The organism is Hyunsoonleella pacifica (assembly GCF_004310335.1).
Classification (GTDB): Bacteria; Bacteroidota; Bacteroidia; order Flavobacteriales; family Flavobacteriaceae; genus Jejuia; species Jejuia pacifica.
Genome location: NZ_SIRS01000005.1, coordinates 456,129 through 475,632, shown reverse-complemented (window position 1 = coordinate 475,632; position 19,504 = coordinate 456,129). Strand labels below are relative to the sequence as shown.

The following is a 19,504-nucleotide window of genomic DNA, read 5'->3' as shown; positions in this document are numbered from 1 at the left end:
AGCATAAATTATTTTTATGAATTGAAAATTAGACTAATCAAATGTTATTAGTGTTTTTTGTTGAAATAGAAGTATTGATAAAGAAGTATAAGTACTGTAAATGAGTTGGCTAAAGCTAATGTTAAACTGAATATTCTCTAAAGTTGATTTAGTTAGAAATAGAAAGTATAGACCTGTTTAAGTTCAGCTTTTTTGAGAAAAATAAGAAAAGATAAATTTTATAAAGCCAACTGTTAAATGGATAGAGTAATGCTAAACAGACTTGTTTTCGTTATTATTATCTGAGTCTTCTTCCTTATTGAGGATATTGGGGAAAATTGTCGGTGCTAAAGATTTTACTGGATTGTATAAAATGGAATTTTCTAAATCTTCGCTACTAGCAAAAGGAATAGTTTTATTTAAACCATCAAAAACCATAAGTATTACGCTTAATATTAATCCTATTTTCAACCCTCCAAAAACAGCACCTAATACTTTATTTATAACTCCTAAAGCTGCAAAATTTGCCAATTTTGTTAAAGCTTTTCCTGCAAGCGCTATGGCTAAAACGATAATAACAAAAGTAATTGCAAAAGCAACAATATTAATATATTTCTCATCCCATGAGACCTTTTCCATTAAAAAATCTGCTGCGAAATTGCTGAAATGAATAGCGCCATAAACACCTAGAACTAATGCAGCAAGAGATGCTACTTCAACAAAAAGGCCTTTCATTAGCCCACGAATTATACCAAATAAAAGAAGTGCCCCAAGAATAATATCTATTACTGCCATACGCTAAATTTAAACAAAAATAGAATAATACTAATATCTAGGTTTACTAACTTTGTAACTTAATAAAAATTATGTCTAGAGACGAAAAGTTAAAAGAACGCTGGGAGTTGGTAGTTAAAAAGCTATCCAACCAATTTGCTGATGGTGACACTCTAGATTTAGATGCTGTAATTTACCTTATAGGTGTGCAGGAACTTGGACAATTAAACCGAAGCTTTAAAAAAGATCAAAAACTAGATTTAATGCATATTGCTATATGCAAACTTCTCACGCCTTATGGTTATTATGAACTTGATTTTGTAGATGATGATGGTTGGCCTCATTACAAAACGCTTGAAGCACTTCCCTTTTTAAAAGCAGGAGAACAATCAGTTCTTATGAAAGAAGCAATTGTAAATTACTTTTTAGAAACAGAGTATATAGATTAAATAGACGCTTAAAAACAACAAGCATCTCAATTATTATATAAGATTTCTAAACGTTTTTTTTAAGCTTTCAACGTCTAACCCAACTAAGTTAAGTAATTGTTCTACGCTACCATGCTCTATAAACTTATCAGGAATGCCTAAGGTTTTAATAGTATTCTTATAGTTATTCATTGTAGCAAATTCTAAAATAGTTGTACCAAAACCACCTTTAGTAGCATTGTTTTCAATGGTAACAATAGTATCATTAGTTTTAAAAATGGGATGCAATAAATTTTCATCCAAAGGTTTAATAAAACGCATGTCGTAATGAGAAACGTCTAAATCTATAATAGCTTTGGTTACGTTTTTAGCAATAGCTCCAATACTTAAAATGGAGAGTTGTTTACCTCGTTTTAATTGTACTCCTTTACCGATTTCTAGTTTTGTAAAAGGCTGTCTCCAATCTATAGTTACCCCACGTCCACGAGGATAACGAATGGCAATTGGCAGTTTTAAACCTAATTGCGCGGTGTACATTATGTTTCGTAATTCTATTTCGTTTCTAGGCGCAAAAATAATTAAGTTTGGGATGCATCTTAAATAAGAAATATCAAAAATACCATGATGAGTAGCGCCATCTTCTCCTACCAAACCGGCACGATCTAAACAAAAAATAACAGGTAGTTTTTGTAATGCTACATCATGAATAATTTGATCATAAGCACGTTGTAAAAACGTGGAGTAAATATTACAAAACGGAATTAATCCTTGTGTTGCCATGCCCGCAGCAAGAGTTACAGCATGTTGTTCTGCAATACCCACATCAAAAGCACGTTCAGGGATTTCGTTCATCATATATTTTAATGAACTTCCTGTTGGCATCGCAGGAGTTATTCCTACTATATTCTTATTAGTTTTAGCTAATTCTACAATAGTATGACCAAATACATCTTGATACTTTGGTGGTTGTATTTTATTAGGTTTTATAGCTAAATCTCCTGTTTTAGCATCAAATTTACCTGGCGCATGGTACTTTACTTGGTCTGCTTCTGCCTGTTTTAAACCTTTACCTTTAGTAGTAATAATATGCAATAACTTAGGACCTTTAACGGTTTTTAAACGTTTTAGTTCAAAGACGATTTTACTTAAATCATGGCCGTCAATTGGTCCTGAATAATCAAAATTTAAGGCTTCAATGATATTATTTCTTTTTTGCGTGCCTTTTTTTACGTTGGTTAAATATTGTTTTAAAGCTCCAACACTTGGGTCTATACCAATAGCATTATCATTTAAAATAACTAATAAATTAGCATCAGTAACTCCAGCATGATTTAAGCCTTCAAATGCCATACCACTTGCAATAGAAGCGTCTCCTATTACTGCTATATGATGTTTGTCTTCTCCTTTTAATTTTGAGGCAATTGCCATCCCTAAAGCTGCTGAAATAGAAGTGGAGGAATGTCCAACTCCAAAAGTATCGTATTTGCTTTCACTTCGTTTTGGAAAGCCACTAATGCCTCCTAATTGTCTGTTAGTATGAAAACTATCTTTTCGTTCAGTTAGAATTTTATGCCCATAAGCCTGATGCCCTACGTCCCACAACAATACGTCTTCTGGAGTATTAAAAACATAATGTAAAGCAATGGTAAGTTCTACAACGCCTAAACTAGCGCCTAGATGCCCTTCTTTTGTAGCTACAATATTGATGATAAATTCACGTAGTTCTTGTGCAAGTATAGGTAAGTCTTTTGGGTTTAAAAGACGTAGCTCTTTTGGAGAATTTATGTTATTTAAAACAGAATTTTGCACATGACAAAAGTACAAGAATGAATTTGTATTTTAGCAATTATGATAGAACCTTTTGATGATACTTACTTTATGAAGAAAGCCTTAAATGAAGCTGAAATAGCTTTTGAAAAGGGAGAAATTCCTGTAGGTGCTGTTATTGTAATAGATAACAAGGTTATAGCAAGAGGACATAATTTAACTGAGCAATTAAATGATGTAACTGCCCATGCTGAAATGCAAGCCATTACTGCTGCTGCTAATTTTTTGGGTGGTAAATATTTAAAAGGATGTACACTTTATGTGACGCTGGAACCTTGCCAAATGTGTGCTGGAGCGTTGTATTGGAGCCAAATTTCTAAGGTTGTTTATGGTGCTAGAGACTTGGAGCGTGGCTGTATTAATTTAAAAACCAAATTACACCCTAAAACAACTATGGAGGGTGGAGTTTTAGAAGAAGAAGCGAGTAGCTTATTAAAACGCTTTTTTGTAATGAAGCGTAACTTAAACTAGTCTTGCATTAGATCATTTAATCAAAATCTTTTCCTCAAAATCAAAAATAGAGTGCCAAGTTTTTTATATGATTTTCCCAACATATCCGAAAAATTTTAGGCTATATTTGGTTGAATCTTTTAGAACTCCTCACTAAACTACACTCATCATTGTGTAATAAAATAAAAATCAATGAAAATAATAAAACTCAGCTTTCTTTTACTTTTTATTAGTTGTAACACTGACTCTAAAAATTGGGAGCAAATTGGTAATGAAATTACCGATGATAGTAATCCTACATATAAAGCAAGTGTAGATATTTACGATATGAATTCTGAAGGAAATAGAATAGCTATTTATCACAAAGGAATTAGTAAGATGGTACAAGTTTTAGAGTTGCAAAATGAACAATGGATACAAATAGGTAAAAATATAAATGCAGATAAATTCTTTGAAGATATAACTATTAGTGATAATAAAATTTTTATATCTAACAACAAAGATGATTTAAATAATAAAGGAAGCATAAAGATTTTAGAAAACTCTAAAAATAACTGGATAGAACAGCATGAAATAATTGAAAATAAAAAACATAGTCTATATGGTGGGCTTATCAAAACAAATAAAGAAGGGAATTTAATCGCTATATCTCAAACAAGTTCAGAACTTCATAAAGAAAGCCAAGAATTTTATGATGAACTTGCTATCTATAAAGAAAGAGATGGGTATTGGCAAAAAATGGATACACTAATACCAATAAATAAGCAAACTAGAATTTCTGGAAACTACTTAAATCTTTCAAGTGATGGAAAAATAGTAGCATTTAATTCTTACGACCGCAAAGACAATAGTTTACATTATACAATTAATATTTACGAAATAAATGAAAATTCATTAAAAAAAATGCTTTCTTACAAAACCGAAGAATTGGGCAAATACGATGGTATTAGTACTGCTTTAAGTGGTAATGGAGAATACCTTTTAGTAGGATATCCTGATTACAATAATGAAGAAGGAAATAAAAATGGAAAATTAAAATTATTTCAAATAATTAATAATGAATTAAAGCCTATTGGAAATGAAATTATAGGACAAGAAGGTGTTGGTTTAGGTAGAAAAATAAGTGTTAATTATCAGGGTAATATCATTTCAACAGCTTCATCTATTCTTGGAGGGAAAATAGTTAGAACATATGAATTGAAAAATAACATATGGAAACAAATAGGGGATGATTTAATAGGAAAAGATGTTGTTTTAAATGATAAAGGAGATATTTTAGCGGTTAATGAAAATGATGAAACTTTAAAAATATATCAGTTTAAATAATTACTACACAACTAATATTTGTAAGTAATTACTTGTTGTTTACTGTTTTTGAAAACCATAGTGGGTTCTTAGTTTACTATGTTCTAACAAGGTAAAATTTTACACCATTTATTGTTAAACTAATAAACTAACTTTCCAAAATTTCACAAAGCATATTAAAAGAAATAGACTAGTAAACATTTCCTCCGTATTCTATAGATAAATAAATTTCAATTTTTTATGTGTTTTACTCAGCATATCTGAATAATTGATTATATACTTAACCAGTCAAGACTGGGTTAGTAACCTAGTTTAAAATGTATTGATTTTACCAGAAAAACGGTAACATTTTATATAAACTATTAAAACGACTCATATCCTCGAAACATTGAGCACCATTTAAGGATCTATTTAACTAAACAAATAGTATCATTCACTCATTATCACTTTTATAAAAAATCGAATTGAAATATTTTTGATCAAAACCAATAAGATGAGACTATTTCTACTTTTACTTATGCTATTTTTCTCGGTTAGTTGTGCAACACGTAATATAAAATATGATAGAAATAAAATTTTGAAAAAGACTTTTGCAGATTATAAAACTTTTTTAGATAACGAAGAAATATATTTCCCTATGGTTTTTTTAGACAAAGGAAATATTGAAAATATTAAAATTAATAAAAGAGATAAAATTTTGAATATCAAACGATTGATTCCAAAAGAGTTGTTTAAGATTAAAGATTTAAGTATAGATAGTTTATACCATATTCGAAAAGATTGGGACAAAATAAATTTGGTAATAATTGACGGACTTTTAATTCATGGCCGTTTAAAAGAAGATATTAGAATTAATCCAAATGCTATTAAACACATTGAACTTATGAATGACAAAGAAATGCATAAATTAAATTTATGTAATCATTATAGCGGAAATGTATTATTAATAACTACAAAATAAAAAAGAATACGCAACACTTTTTAAAATTTAGTAAAACAAAATTATTTTAGGTAGAAAAATAAAATTAGCAAACATGCCTCAAGTTAGGGATTGAACGGTATGTTGGAGCTCCTCACAGAGAGCGACTAGTGAAAGCCCGACCCCTTGCGGGTAACGCCCAAATTATTTTATATAAACTCTAGCTGATTAAAGGATGAGCTGAGTACTTTTTTGTCATCTACCTCAAGCCATTTGTCTAAAACTGTAGCGTAGATGGTTCTAAAGTCTATTTCGAATTTTAAATCGCCGTTTTCATCTAAATCACTAAGGTTAGCCATATTATTGTAAAGCCCTTGCTTTTTTAAGTTTTCCCCAATAATAAAAACGTTATTTGCTGTACCATGGTCAGTGCCTACACTAGCGTTTTGTTTAACACGACGCCCAAACTCTGAAAAGGTTAAAATTAAAGTATCCTTAAAGGTGTTATTGGCTTTTAAATCTTCCACAAATGCTTCTATACTTTGTGCATACATATTTAGCAAGCGCTTTTGGGTAGCTTTTTGATTAACGTGTGTGTCGAAACCACCAAGGGAGGTATAATATACCTTAGTTTGTAAATGCGAATTGATGAATTGCGCTGTGGTTTTCATTTGTTTGCCAAACTTGCTCTTTGGATATTCTTTTTTGCTTGTAACTGTTTTTGAGGTTTCGTAAATATATTTAGCTGAAGATTCTGCGGCAATCATAGACTTATACAAATAGCCCAAATTATGTTCGCTTAAATGTTTGTCTGCTAAATGTTTATTGATGTTTTTTAAATAAGGCCCTTTTGATAGGTTATACATGATTTTAGGGTCTTTAGTAGCTATGGCGTTTGTGTTTTCGCCTTTCATAGCAAGTGATAAACTATCATCTATCTCTATAGCACTGTGGGGGTTTTGTCCGTAATTATCTAAATAACGCCCTATCCACCCATTTTGTGAGTATTGATTAGAGTCTGAAGCAGTCTGCCAAATATCCATAGACCTAAAATGTGACCGGATAGGGTTTGGATAGCCCACATTATTTATAATGGAAACATAGCCTTTATCATAAAGTCGTTTTAAAGGTGCTAAACTGGCATTTAAACCTACCTCATCATTGAGTTTTATAATATCGTTTTGCGCTAATCCTAAAGTTGGGCGTTCTTTATAATATAAATCGTTTCTAAAGGGTACAACTGTGTTTAAACCATCGTTGCCGCCTGATAATTGTATAATTACTAAGCGTTTGTATCCTAACTTACTACTTGCTACTTCCTCAAAGGCTTTAACGAAACTAGGTACAAAAAATAAGCTACTAGCTAAAGACGATTGTTTTAAAAATTTTCTTCTGTCCATAAATAAATAATTTTTCTAACGCAAAATCCTCTTTTTAGATTCTCGAATTCTCGAGAATGACAATTTCAACTGATACTCCAATGCTCCATATTGGCGAATTTTTGATCATTAACACATTTGATATTCAGGCAACGACATCAATTGTATGCAATATTCTTGCTTTGATACTTTTTGTAAAGATTGCAAATAGGTTTTTGCATCTTCACTTAATGGGCACGCCAAGATATGGGTATTTATATCTTGCAATGCTACTTCTTTATAGTGCTTTTTAAAATAATCCCAATTGGTCACCGTATTAAAACGTTTACCATATTTTTTCTTGAATTGCTGCTTTTTAATATCTATCATCGCATCATCATTTCCGTTTTTAACATTTGAAATGTAAGCGTTATTGAGTAATAAAGATGGTAATTTTAAGCGGAGTATGATGGTATTACTGTCTATCCAGTTTCTGCCACCTTTCCAGCCTGCCACATTAGGTGGGTCCAATAAGATTTGTCCTAATAAACGTTGAATTTGCAGAACTTGTTTTTCGTTTTTGAATGTTACTGGTACTGTATGTTTCAATCCAACCAAAAACTCTACTGGGGACTTTATTTTTGATCCTATATTTTTATCGTCGTAAAACCAGTTAGATGTTAAAACGAAACGCATTAAATGTTCTATGCTATAATCTTTATAAAACACATCTGTCATAGCATTAATATGGTTCTCATCTATAATATCATTTACAAAGTAGCGATATATTTTGGTACAAATGTATTTTGCACACTGGCGCTCTTCTAAAATGATGTCGATGATATCTTCTCCATTAAAATTTCCTGTTTTTCCGAAGAATGTTTTATCAGTGTAGTCGTGTTGTCGTTTTCTAAATAAAAAGTCTCCACGTAGATTGTGGCTGTAACCTGTAAAAGCTCTAGCACTTTCCTTAATGTCTTGTTCTGTATAATGCCCTTCTCCTAAAGTAAATAACTCCATCAATTCTCTGGCAAAATTTTCATTGGGTTTTTGCTTTCTATTTTGCTTGGTATTTAAATATTTTGTCATTGCTGCTTCTTTAGAAATAGCTTTTACAAAATCCCCAAAATTACCTAAAGCATACTGTCTTAAAGTATTATTGAATTGTTGAATGTAAACGATACTATTGTCTTCACACACAAAATGATTTGCCCAGAATAGTGTCATTTTTTCGCGAAGTACTTCTGATGAATTTGCTAAACGGTTTATCCAAGATACATTAAGTTCCAGTTGTTTCTTTCTACTTATTTTCTGAATTTTTCGTCGCGTATCGGCATCTAATTTTGAGCCACTCATCATCATACCTCCAAAGATATCTTTGATTTCAGAAATATCAACTTCCAATTTAGTAGTGTTTTTAGATGCTTTAATGAGATCATCTACTATTTGTGCTTTACTTTTTGGAGATATAGTTTGAAGTGTTGAAGGTAATATTCCAAAACCAATACGCCTGTATAAATGTTGAATATAACTTGTTTTCATAACAAAAGCGACTTTCTAAGTTGTTTGACTACAATAACTTAAAAAGGTTTAATTTTTATTTAAAATACAAAAAAAACCGTTGCATAACTATGAAACGGTTTTCTTTAGATTTAATTTTTTGGTGGTTTATTTACCTCCATCCAATTCGTCTTGCCATTTTAAAAGTTCTTGCCATTTGCCTTCGTAAGCTAGTTGTGCTTGTTTTGGCCATGTACCTGGTTTATGCATTTTAAAACGTTCCCCTCCAGAATCCAATACACTTTGACACTTATCTACCGTGCATTCTGATAAAGCTTTCCACGTTTTTACATCGTGGTTGTGAAATAACTCTTGAATTTTTGGTCCGATACCTTCTACAATCGTTAAGTCATTTTCTTTAATCTTCTTACCAAAAACAGCCTTTGCAGCGGCTGCATCAAACGGAATTAAAGTTGCTGTTGCAGCTGTAAGAGATGATGCTAAAGATGCTTTAGTTGATTTTAAATCGCCTTCCAAAGATAATTTACTTGATTTGCATGCATCTAATTCAGCTTGCAATTTTACAAGTCTGTCTTCACAGTTGTTATTATTAGATCCACCTCCTGAGAGTTTTCCTAATAAGTACCCTAAAATTGCCGAAATAAGTCCTACTAAAATTGGGATAAGCCAGCATGGTATATGTATTGCTAAAAAAGTCATAATCTATATGTTTTAAATTTTTAATTAATGGTTATTACTGTTCGTCTATTTTGAGCTTTTCCTTCTTCGGTAGCATTATCTGCAATTGGTTCTGATTGTCCTTTTGAAGAGGTCTCTATATTGCCCTTTAAGATGCCATTTGTAATTAAATAGCTTTTAGCGAAATCTGCTCGCTTCTGCCCTAGCGTAAGATTGTTTGATGCATTTCCAGTATTATCGGTATGCCCTACAACTAGTACTTTCACACCTAGTTTATCAACACAATGTGATATGTCAGCCATTTTTTGGCGTTGTTCGGGTGTTAAACTTATAGCTGCTTTTCCTGTTTTAAAATGAAGTACTAAAGGGTTATCTCTAACGGCATCGCAAGCCTTTTCCAAAGCTTCTAAGGAAGCCTTATACGAATCATCCATGGTTAACATTTCAAAATTAACAGGGCCAAATAAAGTACCTGTTTCGTCAGGAACAATATCATCTTCCAATTTACCATAGGTGTCAATTTGTTTTGATGGAACCCCATGTAATACCAAATAGTTTTTTACAGCGTTAGCACGTGCTAAACCTAAATTTGGATATACTGAATTATTTGTCTCATCACTTTTGTAAAGCCCTGTAATCTTCACATCTTTAAGTGGATTTCCAACTAAATAGTCTTTTAGTTTTACAATACCTTCTTCAACTTTTGCCGAAACGGGTTCTAAAATTGAAAAATTGGATGTTTTAAAATTGAAGTTTTCATTTAATTTCAGTTTAAAATCGCCATCAGGATCGCTAATGGTAAACGCATTCTGGGTCGCGGACTTAACTTCGGGAGATACTACACCAGTGTCCTTATCATGTTTACATCCATTATCATCACAACATGCCTTGCAACAAAAAAAGATATACAAAATAGTACCGATTACAATGGTGAGCCCTATCCCAAAGATATAGGAAAGTTTTTTACTCATTTTTGGTTAGTGTTTAATTATTATTAAAATTAAGTGTCTTATAAATAACACCTTACATCTCAAATTTAAGAAACACAATTCAAAAAAAAGTCACAAAATTAACATTTGTTAATATTTTATTGGAATTACAAATCAAACTTTATACCCTGTGCCAAAGGTAAATCTGTAGTATAATTTATGGTATTAGTCTGCCTACGCATATAAATTTTCCAAGCATCAGAACCAGATTCTCGTCCGCCACCAGTATCTTTTTCGCCTCCAAAAGCACCACCTATTTCAGCTCCAGAGGTACCAATGTTTACGTTAGCAATCCCGCAATCGGAGCCTGCATGTGATAAAAAACGTTCAGCTTCGCGTAAATTATTTGTCATTATTGCAGAAGATAAACCTTGAGCTACATTATTTTGAATCTCGATGGCATTTTCAACATCCCCTGAATATTTTAACAAATACAATACAGGAGCGAATGTCTCGTGTTGTACAATTTCAAATCCTGGTTTTGCTTCTGCTATGGCTGGTTTTACATAACAACCACTTTCGTAACCCTCTCCTGAAAGAACATCACCATCTACTACAATATTTCCACCTTCTTTAACCACTTTTTCTAAAGCGTCATTATACATGTTTACCGCATCAGTATCTATTAAAGGGCCTACATGATTGTTCTCATCTAAAGGATTTCCAATACGTAATTGTTTATAGGCGTCAACAACGGCATTTTTCACTTTATCATAAACCGATTCATGAATAATTAAACGACGGGTTGATGTACAGCGCTGTCCTGCAGTACCAACAGCACCAAAAACAGCACCTATTACTGTCATTTTTATATCAGCATCAGGAGTTACGATAATTGCGTTATTACCTCCTAATTCTAATAGTGATTTTCCTAAACGGCCTGCCACTTCTTGGGCAACAATTTTACCCATTCTAGTAGATCCTGTTGCTGAAATTAATGGAGTTCTTGAGTCCTTTGTCATAAATTCGCCTACTTTATAATCGCCATTAACCAAGCACGAAATACCTTCGGGTAAGTTGTTTTTAGCGAAAACTTCAGCTGCTATATTTTGACAAGCAATGCCACATAAAGGTGTTTTTTCAGAAGGTTTCCATACACAAACATCACCGCAAATCCATGCTAAAGCTGTATTCCAAGACCAAACAGCTACTGGAAAATTAAAAGCAGAAATAATACCTACAATACCTAATGGATGGTATTGCTCGTACATACGATGTCCCGGTCGTTCAGAATGCATCGTTAAACCATGTAACTGACGTGATAATCCCACAGCAAAATCGCAGATATCAATCATTTCTTGTACTTCGCCTAAACCTTCTTGATAGCTTTTCCCCATTTCATAAGACACCAATTTGCCTAAAGCTTCTTTTTTCTCTCGCAATTTATCTCCAAACTGACGCACAATTTCTCCACGTTGAGGTGCTGGCATAGTTCTCCAAGTTTTAAATGCTGAAGTTGCAGCATCCATCACTTGCTCATAATCTTCTTTTGTAGTGGTTTTTACTTTTCCAATAAGTTGTCCATCTACTGGTGAATAACTTTCAATACTATCTCCATTAGAAAAATTGTTTGATCCCGTAGATGTGCCTTTGTTAATAGGTTTTACAGCCAAAATTTCTAGTGCCTTATCTATACCAAAATCAGTCGCTATTTTATTCATTAATTATTGATTTATTAAATATGATAAAATTATTTGCGAATATACTAATAAAATGTTGTTTTTGTTGAAATTTGTTAATGATAAAATTAGTAATTTTAACTGCCAAAATTTAAGCATATCATGAAAAAAATCACAGCTATTATTGTCATAGTTATTACCCTATATTCATGTAAAAATGAGGTTAAATCTAATCAAGAACCAATAGTAAATACATCTAATAAAGCAGCGTTCTCCATTGTGATACATGGTGGAGCGGGTTACATAAGAAAAGATAATATATCAAAAGAAAAAGAAGAAGAGTATCGTTTAAAGCTTGAAGAAGCTATTCGGGTTGGTTACAATATATTGAAAGACGGTGGTTCAAGTATAGATGCTGTTCAAAAAACCATAAATATTTTAGAGGATTCTCCTCTTTTTAACTCAGGTAAAGGTGGTGTTTTTACGAATGAAGGCACTTGTGAGCATGATGCTTCAATTATGGATGGTAATACCTTAAATGCGGGAGCGTCGGCAGGAACCAAAATAGTAAAGAATCCAATTAATTTGGCTAGAGTAATTATGGAAAACTCACCACACGTTATGCTAGCAAGAGAAGGTGCAGAAACATTTGCAAAGGAAGAAGGTTTAGACATTGTAGCTCCCTCTTATTTTTATACTGAAAAAAGTATGAAAGCGTTAGAGCGTGTAAAAGCCTTTGAAAATAAAAAAGTGGCTTCGTTTTATGATACCGATATTCAAAACTCAAAATTTGGAACAGTGGGTTGCGCTGCTTTAGATAAACATGGCAATTTAGCTGCAGGAACCTCAACTGGAGGAATGACTAACAAACGCTGGGGGCGTATTGGAGATTCTCCTATTATTGGTGCAGGTACCTATGCTAATAATAATACGTGTGCTGTTTCTAGTACCGGTTGGGGCGAGTATTTTATCCGTGGTATGGTAGCTTATGATATTTCTGCTCTTATGGAATATAAAGGCCTTAATTTAGAGGATGCAGCAAAGGAAGTTATTCAAAATAAATTACCAAGTGTAGGCGACGGCAAGGGTAACGGTGGTATTATTGCTGTAGATTATAATGGTAATATGGTTATGGAGTTTAACACACCCGGTATGTTTCGTGCTACAATGGATGATAAAGGCGAATTGTATGTTGGGATGTTTGCAAACTAAATATCCTTTTTAGCAGTATAGTTATTTCTTTAAAATGCTTAATGTTAAGTATTAGTATTGCGCTTCTTTAAAAATATCTGAGTAAAATAATACACACCAGCATCGTTTTTGATAACGCCAATGCCAATATGTGTAAAGTCGCCTTCAATATTTTTTCTATGTCCAGAACTATTTAACCAAGCGGTCATCACTTGTTGTGCAGAACGTTGACCATAAGCTACATTCTCGCCTGTTCGTGATGCATTTTCTTCAGCAATTAAACGATCAGAACGTTGATCGAAATCATCATGACTAATATCATTCTGGGCAATCATATATTCTGTATGTTCATTTGCCAAAGTAGTCGCTAAATCATTTATTTGTAATGGGTTTTCGCCAATACTTAGTCTATGGTCATTAACTAATTGTAATATTTCGTCTGCAACAGAAAGCACTTCTGCTATGGCAATAGCTTCCTCTTCAGTTAGTTCTTCTTCTTTTGAACATGAAACAGAAATCATTAAAAATGAAATGCAAACAAGTAAAATGTAGGTTTTAGAAAAAAAGACTTTCATAATATAGGTAAATTTGGGTATGTGAAATATACGCTGATAGACTATTTTCAGACTTAGAAAGATTAAAAATTCGATGAAAACACATTAAAAATACCCGATTATCGATGATTCTTGATTGAGAAAGCTGCAATACGTTAATTTTTAACATCTAAAACCTTAAGAGTTATTTAACATTTCTCACAAGGCTAAACCTTAAAACTTCAACGTAATTAAATTAACGAGATTCTACCTACGCTTTCGTTTTTTCAGTAATTTGTTCATTCTAAATCTTCAAACTTTATGTCATTAAAAAAGCTCTTTGCTGTCGTAATGGTAATTGCGTTAGCTATATCCTGTAAAAAGAAAGTAGTAGAAACAGATAATATCTTTAAATTCCGGGATTACGTAAGTTATACCACTTCTGGAATGACTTCGGTAGCAAATCCTATTCAAATTAATTTAGCGCATGATGTAGAAGGTTGGGAAATGGGGCAGGAAATAACCAATAACATTGTTTCCATAACACCACATGTGGAAGGTAAATTAACCGTTACCAATAAACACACTTTACTATTAACACCAGATGAGTATTTAGAGCCTGATACCGAATATACCGTTACCGTTAAACTAAAAGATATTTATAATAATATACCTGACGGTTTTGAGAATTACACGTTTCAGTTTAAAACCATAACCCCTAGTTTTAATGTAGTTACCAATAGTTTGCAATCCTACAGCAAAGCATGGCAATATTTGGAAGGTGTTATAAAATCTGCTGATATTATTTCTATTGAAGATGCAAAAACCTTAGTTGAAGCATCACAAAATGGTAAAAAGCTAAATATTGTCTTTAATGAATTGAATACCAGTTCTAAGTATTTCGAATTTAAAATTGATAGTATTAATCGATTAGTTGAAGACAGTAAAGTTTTAGTAAAATGGAATGGAAGCTCTATTAAAGCAGGGAATAAAGGTGAAAACACAGTTTTAATTCCAGGTAAAAATAACTTTACCATAGTAGATACCGAAGTAACGCAGTCGCCCGAGCAATTCTTATCCATTAACTTTTCAGATCCTCTTAAAAAACAGCAAAATTTTGATGGATTGGTGTCCATTCAAAAGGTAAAAAACCCAAGGTTTATAGTTGAAGGGAACCTGCTTAAGATATATCCTGACAGCAAATTAGTGGGCAATATTCAAGTGGATGTGTTTCAAGGCATCAAAAATGACGAAGGTTATAAATTGAAAACGCCTTTCTCTGAAACAATTGCTTTTGAAGATTTAAAACCACAGGTAAGATTGATAAGCAATGGTACTATTCTGCCAAATTCCCAAGAGTTAAAATTCAATTTTGAAGCAGTCAATTTAAGTGCTGTTGATGTTCGTGTGATTAAAATATTTGAAGACAATGTACTTCAATTTTTACAGGACAATAACCTAAATAGCAATAACCGATACGATATTAAAAAAGTAGGAAGGCGTATTGCAAAACAAACCATTCAGCTACAAACTCCTTCTGAAAACACTGGAAAATGGAAAGCCTATAGCATCGATTTATCTGAGTTTTTTCAGGCAGATGCAGGTGCTATTTATCGTATTGAACTAAGTTACGAACGCCATTATTCTTTATACGATTGTGAAGCCAATGCGGGTATATCTAATTCTGATAATGATGATTATAACGACTATTACGAGGAAGATTACTACGAGGAAAATGAAGATGATTTAGCCTCAGGAGATGAAGAGCTTCGTGAGGAAATGTACTGGGATAATTTGTTGTATCGTTATAAAAATTACAGCTATAACTGGCGCGAAGAGCAAAACCCATGTCATGATGCCTATTACAACGAACGTAAAATTGTATCACAAAATGTATTAGCATCAAACCTTGGTGTTATTGCAAAACGAGGAGGTAATAATTCTTATTACTTTGCAGTAACTAATATTTTAAATACAGAACCGGAAGCGAATGCTAAAGTAACACTCTACAATTTTCAGCAGCAAGAACTAGCAAGTAGAACCACTGATGATGTAGGGTTAACCACTATTGATGCGGATAAACATGCTAATTTCGCGATAGTTTCAAAAGGCAATAATACCACTTATGTAAAGCTACAAGACGGGAATTCATTATCACTAAGTAAGTTTGATGTATCTGGTCATCGTTTGCAACGCGGATTAAAAGGCTATTTGTATGGCGAACGTGGTGTATGGCGTCCTGGAGACACCTTACATTTAACTTTTATGTTGAATGATAATGCTAACCCACTTCCAAAGCGGCATCCTGTGAAATTAGAGTTGACAGACCCTAATGGAAAACTAGTGTACAAAAATGTAACAGCAGATAACCTTAATAACTTCTACACCTTTACAGTACTAACCTCTACCGAAGATAAAACAGGTAATTATAACGCGAAAGTTTCAGTTGGTGGTGCTACGTTTAATAAAACGCTTAAAATGGAAACCGTTAAACCAAACCGCCTAAAAATTAAAATTGATTTTGATGATGAGATCCTTTCAAGCACTAAATCTCTTAAGGGCGATTTAGATGTAACATGGTTACATGGAGCTCCAGGAAAGAATTTAAAAGCTGAAGTTAAGGCAAAGTTCAGTTCAGCATATACGGCTTTTGAGAATTATAAAAACTACACGTTTAACGATCCAACTCGGAAATTCCAAACAGAAGAAGTTACTGTGTTTGAAGGAAAAGTGAATGAAGAAGGAGTAGCTACAATCAATAAAAAACTTAATATAGGGAAGAATGCTCCAGGGATGTTAAACGTTCAATTTTTGGTTAGAGCCTTTGAAAATGGTGGCGATTTTTCCATGGATGCCTTTAGAAAAAAATATGCACCTTATAGTTCGTTTGTGGGATTGCGTTCGCCTAAAGACAATGCCTACGGTTCTTTTTTTACAGATGAAAATCAAACTTTTGATGTCGTTGTAGTTGATGAAAATTCTAAACCAGTAAAACGCAACAATCTTGAGGTTAAAATTTATAAAGTAGAATGGCGCTGGTGGTGGAATTCATCATACGATGATTTAGCCAGTTATGTATCTAACCGTTATCATAGACCCTATAAATCTCTAAAAGTGACTACTGATGCTAATGGTAAAGCAAATTTCAATATAAAAATTCCTGATGAAGACCGCGGACGCTATTTGATACGAGTGGTAGATCCCGTAAGTGGTCACGCCACAGGACGTACCGCATATTTTTATAAAAACTGGTGGCAAAAAACACCGTCTCGTGATAAAGAGGCTGCAAAAATGTTGGTGTTCTCTGCTGATAAGGAAAATTATAACGTTGGAGAAACAGCTAAGGTTACTTTTGCTTCAGGCAGTGAAGGGCGTGCTTTGGTAAGCATTGAAAATGGCACTGAAGTATTAGATTATAAATGGGTAAAAACGGCAAAAGGAGAGACAGTAGTGGATATTTCAATTACTAAAGAAATGGCACCCAATATATTTGTGAATATTTCACTGTTACAACCACATGCGATTACAGCGAATGATTTGCCCATTCGTTTGTATGGCGTGATTCCGATTATGGTGGAAAACCCAAGTACCAAACTGCACCCCGAAATACAAATGCCCGAAAAACTAAAACCAGAGCAAACCTTTGAAGTTAAAGTTTCTGAAAAAGATAATAAACCCATGACCTATACCATTGCTATGGTAGAAGAAGGTTTATTGGATTTAACACGATTTAAAACTCCAAATGCTTGGAGAGAATTCTACAAAAGAGAAGCTTTAGGCGTAAAAACTTGGGATGTTTTTGATGATATAATTGGTGCATACTCTGGAAGTATAGATCAAGTGTTTGCTATTGGTGGAGATGGCAATGCAGCAGGTGGCAAAAACAAAAAAGCAAACCGATTTAAACCAGTAGTTACTTATTTAGGCCCTTTTAAATTGGATGCTGGAAAAACAAAAACCCACCAAATAAAACTGCCTAATTATATTGGTTCAGTGCGCACCATGGTTGTGGCTGGAAACAACACAAATGAAGCTTACGGAAGTACAGATAAAACAGTTCCTGTAAAAAAACCTTTAATGGTACTGGCAACGTTGCCGCGGAAGTTAAGCCCTGGCGAAAAGGTAACCCTACCTGTTACAGTTTTCGCCATGGAACCCAAAGTAAAAAACGTCAATATTAGTTTAAAATTAAGTAATGGTATTTCGGTTGTTGGTAACGCTAAACAAACTTTGAGTTTTGAGAAACCTGATGAGCAAATGGCATATTTTGAATTGGATGTAAGTAAAGCCAAGGGTATTAATTCGGTTGAGGTAATTGCCACTGGACATGGCGAAACCTCTAGATATAAAGTAGAATTGGATGTGGTAAATACCAATCCTATTACTTCAAAATCTATTGATAAAACACTCACGGCAAATGGGTCTGAAACTTTAGAGTTTTCAACCTTTGGTGTAGCAGGCACAAATTTGGCAACTGTTGAATTTTCCACATTGCCTCCAATGGATTTCACAAGACGTTTGGAATATTTAATTCGCTATCCTCATGGATGTGTGGAGCAAACTACATCAAGTGTATTTCCGCAATTGTTTCTTGAAGATATTTTTGATCTAACGTTTGATAAGAAGAAAAAAATTAAAGATAATGTTGAAAAAGGCATTAAGAGTCTTGGGCATTTTCAAAGAGCACATGGTGGTTTAAGCTATTGGATTGGAGAAGCTAGAGCCAATGATTGGGGCACAAGTTACGCTGGACATTTTATGATTGAAGCCGAAAAGAAAGGTTACGTTTTGCCATTGACTTTTAAGAGTAATTGGCTGAAATACCAAAAACAAACGGCTAGAAATTGGCGCCCGAGTTACAGACACTATAATTCTGATTTAGCTCAGGCTTATAGGTTGTATACTTTGGCCTTGGCAGGCAGTCCTGATTTAGCAAGTATGAACCGTTTACGCGAATTCAGTGAAATATCCAACGAAGCTAAATGGCGTTTAGCAGCGGCCTATGCTTTGGCAGGACAAAAGGAAGCGAGCGATGCGATTTCGCAATTGGCAAATATTAATTTTAAACCACAACGCTATAATTATTACACTTATGGCTCTGTAGATAGAAATCGTGCCATGGCTTTAGAAACTATGGTGTTGACTAAAAACAACAAAACCCGAGAATTAGCTGAAACGATTGCAAAAGATTTATCTAGCAACCGTTGGATGAGTACACAAACCACAGCTTACAGTTTGTTGGCTATGGCGAAACTAGTTAATGCTAATGGCGGAAAAGCGTTAAAGCTCAACTATACCATTAACGGAAAAACGGAACGTATCGATACTAAAAATGCGATAGCACAGCGTAAGCTTAATAGTGTTGATGGCATGAATACTTTAACGTTGAAAAACACTAAAGACAATGTAGTTTATGTTCGTGTATTAAACTCTGGTAAATTACCATTAGGTAAAGAATTAGCGGAACAGCGTGGATTAAGCGTATCAGTACAATACAAAGACCTACAAGGCAATACTATTGATATATCTAAATTAATGCAAGGGCAAGATTTTGTAGCTACTGTGAGTGTAAGCAATTTAAAAAACAGTAATGTGAATGATGTCGCCTTAACCCAAATTTTTCCATCGGGTTGGGAAATCGTAAATACCCGTTTTACAGCCTTTGGTAGCAACACCACAAGTGCCGCAAGACATACCGATATTAGAGACGACCGTGTGTACTTTTATTTTGATTTACCCAAAAAAGGAAAACACAGCACAAAAACCTTTAATGTAATGCTGAATGCCTCGTATTTGGGCACCTATTATTTACCTGGTATACAAGCTGAAGCGATGTATGATGATGAATTTTTAGTTAGGACTAAAGGGAAATGGGTTGTGGTTGAGAAGTGATAAATTCCTGCGACTTGTGCTGAACTTGTTTCAGTAAAGCA

The 19,504-nt window shown here is 33.5% G+C and carries 14 protein-coding genes; 6 read left to right on the top strand and 8 right to left on the bottom strand.

Translation table 11 applies throughout. The annotated features are described in order from the left end of the window. Window positions 1–252: 252 nt before the first annotated feature. Complete coding sequence (locus EYD46_RS14045) at window positions 253–774, bottom strand: CvpA family protein (protein WP_130937806.1); 522 nt, start codon at window positions 772–774, stop codon at window positions 253–255. A gap of 71 nt (window positions 775–845) precedes the next feature. Here EYD46_RS14045 and EYD46_RS14040 point away from each other — a divergent pair, with 71 nt between their 5' ends. Next, window positions 846–1,202, top strand: a complete 357-nt coding sequence (locus EYD46_RS14040; protein WP_130937805.1) for a hypothetical protein — start codon at window positions 846–848, stop codon at window positions 1,200–1,202. Between the two features lie 33 nt (window positions 1,203–1,235). Here EYD46_RS14040 and dxs read toward each other — a convergent pair whose 3' ends face one another. After that, complete coding sequence (gene dxs, locus EYD46_RS14035) at window positions 1,236–2,990, bottom strand: 1-deoxy-D-xylulose-5-phosphate synthase (RefSeq protein WP_130937804.1); 1,755 nt, start codon at window positions 2,988–2,990, stop codon at window positions 1,236–1,238. A gap of 39 nt (window positions 2,991–3,029) precedes the next feature. Between dxs and EYD46_RS14030 the strand changes: the two genes are divergently transcribed. The 3 genes from EYD46_RS14030 to EYD46_RS14020 all read left to right on the top strand — a co-directional run bounded on the left by EYD46_RS14030 (window position 3,030) and on the right by EYD46_RS14020 (window position 5,724). Further along, a complete protein-coding gene (locus tag EYD46_RS14030; protein WP_130937803.1) occupies window positions 3,030–3,479 on the top strand; it encodes a nucleoside deaminase in 450 nt (149 codons plus the stop codon). A gap of 171 nt (window positions 3,480–3,650) precedes the next feature. Next, the gene (locus tag EYD46_RS14025) at window positions 3,651–4,784 is read left to right on the top strand and encodes a hypothetical protein (RefSeq protein WP_130937802.1); all 1,134 of its coding nucleotides are present in this window, start codon (window positions 3,651–3,653) and stop codon (window positions 4,782–4,784) included. Window positions 4,785–5,256: 472 nt separating this feature from the next. Further along, window positions 5,257–5,724, top strand: coding sequence for a hypothetical protein (locus tag EYD46_RS14020; RefSeq protein WP_130937801.1), 468 nt, complete (start codon window positions 5,257–5,259; stop codon window positions 5,722–5,724). Between the two features lie 167 nt (window positions 5,725–5,891). On the opposite strand, the gene EYD46_RS14015 is transcribed toward EYD46_RS14020, so the two are convergent. The 5 genes from EYD46_RS14015 to amaB all read right to left on the bottom strand — a co-directional run bounded on the left by EYD46_RS14015 (window position 5,892) and on the right by amaB (window position 11,889). Next, entirely contained in the window at window positions 5,892–7,082 is a 1,191-nt protein-coding gene (locus tag EYD46_RS14015) for a DUF1501 domain-containing protein (protein WP_130937800.1), read from the bottom strand. Between the two features lie 108 nt (window positions 7,083–7,190). Next, on the bottom strand, window positions 7,191–8,582 hold the full coding sequence (locus tag EYD46_RS14010; protein WP_130937799.1) for a DUF1800 domain-containing protein: 1,392 nt from the start codon (window positions 8,580–8,582) through the stop codon (window positions 7,191–7,193). Between the two features lie 126 nt (window positions 8,583–8,708). Beyond that, entirely contained in the window at window positions 8,709–9,260 is a 552-nt protein-coding gene (locus EYD46_RS14005; protein WP_130937798.1) for a hypothetical protein, read from the bottom strand. A gap of 20 nt (window positions 9,261–9,280) precedes the next feature. Further along, the gene (locus EYD46_RS14000) at window positions 9,281–10,210 is read right to left on the bottom strand and encodes an OmpA family protein (RefSeq protein ID WP_130937797.1); all 930 of its coding nucleotides are present in this window, start codon (window positions 10,208–10,210) and stop codon (window positions 9,281–9,283) included. Window positions 10,211–10,335: 125 nt separating this feature from the next. Further along, window positions 10,336–11,889 carry an L-piperidine-6-carboxylate dehydrogenase gene (amaB, locus tag EYD46_RS13995; RefSeq protein WP_130937796.1) on the bottom strand — a complete coding sequence of 518 codons (1,554 nt, stop codon included), beginning with the start codon at window positions 11,887–11,889 and terminating at the stop codon, window positions 10,336–10,338. A gap of 120 nt (window positions 11,890–12,009) precedes the next feature. Here amaB and EYD46_RS13990 point away from each other — a divergent pair, with 120 nt between their 5' ends. Then, window positions 12,010–13,059 (top strand): isoaspartyl peptidase/L-asparaginase family protein, encoded by a 1,050-nt coding sequence (locus EYD46_RS13990; protein ID WP_130937795.1) that lies wholly within the window; start codon window positions 12,010–12,012, stop codon window positions 13,057–13,059. Window positions 13,060–13,103: 44 nt separating this feature from the next. Here EYD46_RS13990 and EYD46_RS13985 read toward each other — a convergent pair whose 3' ends face one another. After that, the gene (locus EYD46_RS13985) at window positions 13,104–13,613 is read right to left on the bottom strand and encodes a CAP domain-containing protein (RefSeq protein WP_130937794.1); all 510 of its coding nucleotides are present in this window, start codon (window positions 13,611–13,613) and stop codon (window positions 13,104–13,106) included. Between the two features lie 279 nt (window positions 13,614–13,892). On the opposite strand from EYD46_RS13985, the gene EYD46_RS13980 reads away from it, so the two are divergent. Beyond that, window positions 13,893–19,463, top strand: a complete 5,571-nt coding sequence (locus EYD46_RS13980) for an Ig-like domain-containing alpha-2-macroglobulin family protein (protein ID WP_130937793.1) — start codon at window positions 13,893–13,895, stop codon at window positions 19,461–19,463. Window positions 19,464–19,504: the final 41 nt, after the last annotated feature.

What these genes read in the sequence shown, in the direction of transcription:
- EYD46_RS13990 (WP_130937795.1), top strand. Translation starts at nt 12,010, where the DNA reads ATGAAAAAAATCACAGCTATTATTGTCATAGTTATTACCCTATATTCA.
- EYD46_RS14045 (WP_130937806.1), bottom strand. Translation starts at nt 774, where the DNA reads ATGGCAGTAATAGATATTATTCTTGGGGCACTTCTTTTATTTGGTATA.
- EYD46_RS13985 (WP_130937794.1), bottom strand. Translation starts at nt 13,613, where the DNA reads ATGAAAGTCTTTTTTTCTAAAACCTACATTTTACTTGTTTGCATTTCA.
- EYD46_RS13980 (WP_130937793.1), top strand. Translation starts at nt 13,893, where the DNA reads ATGTCATTAAAAAAGCTCTTTGCTGTCGTAATGGTAATTGCGTTAGCT.
- EYD46_RS14000 (WP_130937797.1), bottom strand. Translation starts at nt 10,210, where the DNA reads ATGAGTAAAAAACTTTCCTATATCTTTGGGATAGGGCTCACCATTGTA.
- EYD46_RS14020 (WP_130937801.1), top strand. Translation starts at nt 5,257, where the DNA reads ATGAGACTATTTCTACTTTTACTTATGCTATTTTTCTCGGTTAGTTGT.
- EYD46_RS14015 (WP_130937800.1), bottom strand. Translation starts at nt 7,082, where the DNA reads ATGGACAGAAGAAAATTTTTAAAACAATCGTCTTTAGCTAGTAGCTTA.
- EYD46_RS14005 (WP_130937798.1), bottom strand. Translation starts at nt 9,260, where the DNA reads ATGACTTTTTTAGCAATACATATACCATGCTGGCTTATCCCAATTTTA.
- amaB (WP_130937796.1), bottom strand. Translation starts at nt 11,889, where the DNA reads ATGAATAAAATAGCGACTGATTTTGGTATAGATAAGGCACTAGAAATT.
- EYD46_RS14030 (WP_130937803.1), top strand. Translation starts at nt 3,030, where the DNA reads ATGATAGAACCTTTTGATGATACTTACTTTATGAAGAAAGCCTTAAAT.
- EYD46_RS14040 (WP_130937805.1), top strand. Translation starts at nt 846, where the DNA reads ATGTCTAGAGACGAAAAGTTAAAAGAACGCTGGGAGTTGGTAGTTAAA.
- EYD46_RS14010 (WP_130937799.1), bottom strand. Translation starts at nt 8,582, where the DNA reads ATGAAAACAAGTTATATTCAACATTTATACAGGCGTATTGGTTTTGGA.
- EYD46_RS14025 (WP_130937802.1), top strand. Translation starts at nt 3,651, where the DNA reads ATGAAAATAATAAAACTCAGCTTTCTTTTACTTTTTATTAGTTGTAAC.